Origin of the sequence: Halobiforma nitratireducens JCM 10879, assembly GCF_000337895.1 — an archaeon.
GTDB classification, from domain to species: domain Archaea; phylum Halobacteriota; class Halobacteria; order Halobacteriales; family Natrialbaceae; genus Natronobacterium; species Natronobacterium nitratireducens.
This window is the reverse complement of sequence record NZ_AOMA01000041.1, coordinates 1-5,603: the sequence shown is the minus strand read 5'-3', so window position 1 is coordinate 5,603 and position 5,603 is coordinate 1. Positions and strand designations below refer to the sequence as shown.

General features: G+C 65.5%; 6 protein-coding genes and 3 pseudogenes. 5 read left to right on the top strand and 4 right to left on the bottom strand.

The features are described from left to right. Positions 1–429: THUMP domain-containing protein (locus C446_RS03100; protein WP_006671605.1), on the bottom strand; the 429-nt coding region annotated here is incomplete at its 3' end. 346 nt (positions 430–775) lie between these two features. Here C446_RS03100 and C446_RS03095 point away from each other — a divergent pair. The 3 genes and pseudogenes from C446_RS03095 to C446_RS03090 all read left to right on the top strand — a co-directional run bounded on the left by C446_RS03095 (position 776) and on the right by C446_RS03090 (position 2,716). After that, positions 776–1,336: a TATA-box-binding protein gene (locus tag C446_RS03095; protein WP_006671604.1), complete on the top strand. Its 561-nt coding sequence runs from the start codon at positions 776–778 to the stop codon at positions 1,334–1,336. Positions 1,337–1,365: 29 nt separating this feature from the next. After that, positions 1,366–1,458, top strand: a pseudogene (locus C446_RS18460) (TATA-box-binding protein); the annotation flags it as partial. Between the two features lie 190 nt (positions 1,459–1,648). Beyond that, entirely contained in the window at positions 1,649–2,716 is a 1,068-nt protein-coding gene (locus C446_RS03090) for a potassium channel family protein (RefSeq protein WP_006671603.1), read from the top strand. Between the two features lie 7 nt (positions 2,717–2,723). On the opposite strand, the gene C446_RS03085 is transcribed toward C446_RS03090, so the two are convergent. Then, on the bottom strand, positions 2,724–3,002 hold the full coding sequence (locus C446_RS03085) for a MarR family transcriptional regulator (protein ID WP_006671602.1): 279 nt from the start codon (positions 3,000–3,002) through the stop codon (positions 2,724–2,726). A 204-nt stretch (positions 3,003–3,206) separates the two neighbouring features. On the opposite strand from C446_RS03085, the gene C446_RS03080 reads away from it, so the two are divergent. Beyond that, positions 3,207–3,635 (top strand): DUF7344 domain-containing protein, encoded by a 429-nt coding sequence (locus C446_RS03080; RefSeq protein ID WP_083861055.1) that lies wholly within the window; start codon positions 3,207–3,209, stop codon positions 3,633–3,635. A 278-nt stretch (positions 3,636–3,913) separates the two neighbouring features. Here the strand turns inward: C446_RS03080 and hisG are convergent, their stop codons facing one another. Together hisG and C446_RS18455 are read right to left on the bottom strand one after the other, a co-directional pair. Beyond that, positions 3,914–4,771 (bottom strand): ATP phosphoribosyltransferase, encoded by an 858-nt coding sequence (hisG, locus tag C446_RS03075; RefSeq protein ID WP_006671600.1) that lies wholly within the window; start codon positions 4,769–4,771, stop codon positions 3,914–3,916. Positions 4,772–4,990: 219 nt separating this feature from the next. Continuing rightward, positions 4,991–5,173: pseudogene (locus C446_RS18455) on the bottom strand (P-type ATPase); the annotation flags it as partial. Positions 5,174–5,177: 4 nt separating this feature from the next. Here C446_RS18455 and C446_RS03065 point away from each other — a divergent pair. Beyond that, a pseudogene (locus C446_RS03065) lies at positions 5,178–5,603 on the top strand (transposase); the annotation flags it as partial.

Genomic DNA, 5,603 nt, shown 5'->3' with positions numbered 1-5,603 from the left:
GCCACCCTCGCCGTCCTCGCCGTCCTCGAGCGCGAGTCGCCCCTCCGAGAACGTCGCTCGCAGGAGGTGATCGGGCTCCTCGAGGTCCACCGAGAAGCCACGGTCGACCAGGACCTGTCCCAGGTCGCGTTCCACCTGTTCCGTACTGATCCCCGTCGAGCCGTGGACGTCCGTCGCACGGACCGCGACCGACCCCTCGCGATCGATCGGCGCTGCCTCGAGTAGGGTGCGTGCGCTCTCGCGGTCCGCGTCGGTTCGACCGACGAGTTCGCTCGCGCGGTGGGTGTAAGCCAGGCCGCGGATACGGGCGGGGACGATCGCGTTTGCGACGGCGAGACCGGGGGCGATCCGTTCGACGTCGGCCGCGGCGCTCGTCGCTTCGCAGGCCGCGAACGCGTCGTCCTCGCCGCCGAGCTCGAGCAGGTACACGCGGGGTTGTCCTCGGGGCTGGCGTATCAGCCTGCCGTTTCGTCATCGGCTCGGCTTCCGCTCGAGCCGACCCGGTTTCGTCCGGAGTGCTGTACCGATGTACCGGTGGAACGTCCGAACCGCGGTTCCACCGAAACGGCCGGCCAGTAACCGTCTCAGACCGACGGCGATCCGACCTTCGTTCGCCGCCAACCACCGAACCGACCCGCTGATAAAACCTCACCTTGCACCCGCTAAGACGGACGATATTCGAACCTGCGCAGAATTTCGACCCGGGCATAAAGCGGACATATCAGTCCGCGGCACCAACCTTTATGAACCTTAAATACGTCTTTTTAAGCGACTAATGACGGATCCGAAGGACACCATCAACATCGAAAACGTGGTGGCGTCGACCGGCATCGGCCAGGAACTCGACCTCCAGAGCGTCGCGATGGACCTCGAGGGGGCCGACTACGACCCCGAGCAGTTCCCCGGTCTCGTCTACCGCACCCAGAATCCCAAGTCCGCCGCACTGATCTTCCGTTCCGGGAAGATCGTCTGTACCGGCGCGAAAAGCACCGACGATGTCCACGAGAGCCTGCGCATCGTCTTCGACAAGCTCCGTGAACTCCAGATTCAGGTCAACGAGGACCCCGAGATCGTCGTCCAGAACATCGTCACCTCGGCCGACCTCGGGCGCAACCTCAACCTGAACGCGATCGCGATCGGGCTGGGTCTCGAGAACATCGAGTACGAACCCGAGCAGTTCCCCGGTCTCGTCTACCGGCTCGACGAGCCCGAAGTCGTCGCCCTCCTGTTCGGCTCCGGGAAGCTCGTCATCACCGGCGGCAAGAAACCCGAAGACGCCGAACACGCCGTCGACAAGATCGTCTCGCGACTCGAGGACCTCGGCCTGCTCGAGTAAGCTGTCGGTCCCTTTTNGGCTCCGGGAAGCTCGTCATCACCGGCGGCAAGAAACCCGAAGACGCCGAACACGCCGTCGACAAGATCGTCTCGCGACTCGAGGACCTCGGCCTGCTCGAGTAAGCTGTCGGTCCCTTTTCGGTCGATCGCGGCGACGAGTTCCGACGCTGCCGATTCGGTTCACACGTCGCCCGTGGTCCCCGAACTCCGGTCGACCGCCACGGCCCGGCGGTCGCTGACGGCTCGGTTTTCCGACGGATCGATCGGTTCGCCGGCCGACAGTTGACGGCGGCCGACGCCGTAGGTCGGTCGAATGCAACTACTCGTCCTCCTTGCGGGCCTCGCAGTGCTCGCTCTCGTCATCGTGGACATCCTGTGGACGACTCTGTGGGTCGACGGCGGCTCCGGTCCGGTGTCGGGTCGACTGACGACGATGGTCTGGCGCGGCCTGCGGCGTGCCAGCGGCGACGACTCCCGCGTGCTCAGTCTCGCCGGACCACTGATCCTCGCGCTCACGCTCGTGATATGGATCGCCCTGCTGTGGGTCGGCTGGACGCTGCTTTTCGCCGGGGGACCCACGACCCTCGTCAGTACACACACCGGCGAACCGGCCGACGCGACGGGCTATCTCTACTACGTCGCCTACACAATGTTCACGAACGGGAACGGCGACTACACGCCCACGAGCGGGACCTGGGAGCTCGCCAGTTCGTTCACGACGGCGACCGGCATGGCGTTTGTCACGCTCGGCGTCTCCTACGTCCTCGCGGTCCTGGGTGCGGTATCGGAGAAGCGATCGTTCGCCAGCGACGTTACCGGGCTCGGCGAGCGCAGCGAGGCGTTCGTCCGCGCAGGCTGGAGCCCCGATGGGGACGACGACCCCGGCGGGCGTCGCGAAACGAGTTCCGTCGACCCGACCCGTGGTCTCGAGCGCCCGCTCGAATCGATGGCGACGCAGCTGTCGCTGTTGTCGGAACAACACAAGTCCTACCCGATCCTGCACTACTACCACAGCGAGAGCGACGGGGAAGCCTCGGCGATAGCAGTGGCGATCCTCGACGAGGCACTGACCCTGCACCGTCACGGGATTCCCGACGGCGAGGGACTCGATCCGACGCTGATCGAGACGACACGCTCGAGTGCGGACAGTTACCTCGAGACGCTCGGGGCAGCGTTTATCGAGCCCGCCGACGAGGAGCCACCCGCACCGGAGCTCGATCGACTCCGCGAGGAGGGGATTCCGACGGTCTCCGACGGGGAGTTCGAAGCGGCACTCGAGGAGGTAAGCGACCGTCGCCGGAAGCTCCGGGGAATCGTGACGGCCGACGCCTGGGAGTGGCCGCCGACGGGTGGGGACGCCGACGGTCGGATCGAGGAGTAAGCGCGTATTACTCGGGAGAGTCGGCCGACTCTGTCGAGTTCGACGGGTCGGGTAGCTCGGGGGAATCGGTAGCGTCCGTGAGCGACGCCAGGTGCTCCCGGCCGTCCTCGGTGAGCCCGAACACGTCCGCGGAGACGCGGCGAACGTAACCGTTCGACTGCAACGCGTCGCAACGCTGCGTGACCGTAAGCGGATGGACGTCTAGCGCCGCTGCGAGGTGGGTGACCTGCAACGGCCCGCGCTCCGCGAGCAGTTCGAGCAGCGCGCGGTCCGAGCACCGGGACATTCCTACTGGGCGATGGGACATCGAGGACGGATATAGTGGTTTCCCCACGCGACGGGAGACCGAACGGTCATCTCCAACCCACCGAAATCGTCTCGGGTTCGAAACCGTTTATTCCGCCGAAACTCGACGAAAGTGGCCCAAACCCTCGGCGACCGTCGAAACAAGCTGGCTATTTTAACCGCTCCCGAGACGTGCCAGCGGAGTATGCCGACTCACCCAGATTGGACGCAACGGCGGACGCCGGTACCCGTCCGTCCCGGGTCGAGCCGCGGGGAAACGGCCGCCCACGGCTCCGGACGACGCGTGCTCCCGCCCGAGACACTCGAGCGAGTGCTCACGAGCGATCGGCGACGGCGGACGCTCGAGGTGCTTCTCGAGGAGGAAGCGCCGATAGCATTGCGATCGCTGGTCGGCCGACTCGCCGACGCGGAGGACGAGGCGACGGCCGTGACGACCGTCCACGAACGCCGCCAGCGCGTGTACGTCTCCCTCTGTCGGACACATCTCCCGCTGCTCGAGTCCTACGGCCTCGCAGCGTACGACCAGGAAGGTGGGGTCGTCTCACCCGGCAATCGACTGTCCGCGCTCGAGACCCAACTCGAGGGTGCTCTCGAGTCGGACGGCAACGGGTGAGAGTGGCAGGACTACCCGATCACGGCTCTCGTTTGGCGTAAGCGTTAACATACCACAATACGAAGAGCCGGTAGCCGAGTCGGAATCCCGTCAGAGGCACGACAGGCCGACTCGGCTACCCCCAACTGTCCGTGGCATCGACTGGACTACACCACCCCCCTCCCCTCCGCGTTTTCTCCGACGTGAGACGGTACAGTACGCGACGACCCACACGGCCGTCCGTTCCGGTCGGTTCTCCGGTCACAGCCGGACTCGCCGAGTGCCGGGGATCGTCCCCGTCACTCGACCAGCCGCTCGATCTCGGTCACTAACACGTCGCTCGCGCCGGCCTTCTTGACCTCGGTGATCGTTTCGAAGACGTCTCGCTCGTCGACGACGGCGTGAATCGCGACCTTGCCGTCGCCGTTCTCGTCTGCGATGTCCATCACGGTCGGACCGCCCATTCCCGGGATCACGTCCTGAACGTCCTCGAGTCGGTCGTCGGGAACGTTCATCATCAGGTACCGCTTCCCTTCGGCCTGTTTCACCGAGGCCAGTGCGGTCCGGACCTCTTCGACTTTTGGCTCCTCGAGGACGTCCTCGCGGGCGAACAGGCGCACGGAACTAGAGAGGACCTCCTCGACGACCGCGAGCCGGTTCATCTTCAGCGTCGTCCCTGTACTGGTAATGTCGACGATAGCGTCTGCCATCTCGACGTGCGGGGTGAGTTCGGTCGCACCCGAGACCTCGACCACGTCGGGGTCGACGCCGGCGTCGTCGAAGAACTCCCGCGTGATGTTCGGAAACTCGGTAGCGACGGTCCCGTCCGTGAGGTCTTCGACGCCGACGATGTCGCCGTCCTCCGGAGCGGCGAGGACGAGTCTACACGTCCCGAACTCGAGGTCGAGCAGTTCGGCGACGTCGTCGACGCGGGCCTCCCGCACCTGATCGTAGCCGGTGATCCCCATATCCGCCGCGCCGTCGGCGACGTACTCTGGAATGTCCGCTGCTCGAGCGAAGAGCACGGAGACGTCGGGATCGATCGTATCGGCGTAGAGCTTGCGGTCGGCACCGTTCTCGAGGTGAAGCCCCGCCCGCTCCAGAAGGTCGATCGTCGGCTCGTGCAGGCGGCCCTTGTTGGGAACGGCGATTCGCATTTGCCGAGGGTTCGAGCCCCCGAGGGAACTGTTTTTCCATGTGCGGCCGACCGTGGCCCGACTGCTGGCAGCGTGCCGCCGCCCTCCTCGAGTGGCACCAGGCCCCACTCCGGCGGGAGGGGACACGCGGCGAGCGCCGAACTCGAGGCGGCGACCACCCCGGTCGACGGGGTCACGGAGGGAGTAACGGTCGCGGGCAGGGACTGTAGAACGGAACCGTCCGTCTTCGCGACGGCCGAACGGGGACGACGGGGGACGACGCTCCTGGGCTTCCTCGACGAGTCGCACGATCCCCGACAGCGTCGTCTCGTCGCCGGTCGCGGAGATGCGGACACGCAAGCTCCATTCCCGGTTCGTCGTCCCGCCGATGACCTCGTCCCCGGGCTCTTTCTCGACGGGTCTGAACCTTCGGCCGGTTGAACGCGGCCTTCAGAACACGCTTGTGTGGCTTGTCTGTGACTTCGATCGACCGCCGTCGAGAGACGCGGTCGATCGCTTCCTTACCGACCTCGAACACGTCGTTGACGACATCTTCGACTACCTCGTCGAGCAGACCGCCGCCCGCGGCCTGCTCGACTTGACCTACTCTATCGATTCAACTGACATGAGGGCGATGCCCGCCGATCAAGACGCATCGAACTGCTACGATCCAACCGACGACGAGTACTACTACGGCTACGTTGCCGATTGTCTCGACCGGTCAAATGATCCCGATAGCGGCGGAGTTCACGGAGAGTAAACAAGCGCCAGAGGAGACGGCGATGCGCGTCACGCGTGACGCGCTCGCCGTCGCCAAGCCGATCTGGATGGTCGGTGATAGCGCCTACGACAC

What these genes read in the sequence shown, in the direction of transcription:
- C446_RS03090 (WP_006671603.1), top strand. Translation starts at nt 1,649, where the DNA reads ATGCAACTACTCGTCCTCCTTGCGGGCCTCGCAGTGCTCGCTCTCGTC.
- hisG (WP_006671600.1), bottom strand. Translation starts at nt 4,771, where the DNA reads ATGCGAATCGCCGTTCCCAACAAGGGCCGCCTGCACGAGCCGACGATC.
- C446_RS03080 (WP_083861055.1), top strand. Translation starts at nt 3,207, where the DNA reads ATGCCGACTCACCCAGATTGGACGCAACGGCGGACGCCGGTACCCGTC.
- C446_RS03095 (WP_006671604.1), top strand. Translation starts at nt 776, where the DNA reads ATGACGGATCCGAAGGACACCATCAACATCGAAAACGTGGTGGCGTCG.
- C446_RS03085 (WP_006671602.1), bottom strand. Translation starts at nt 3,002, where the DNA reads ATGTCCCGGTGCTCGGACCGCGCGCTGCTCGAACTGCTCGCGGAGCGC.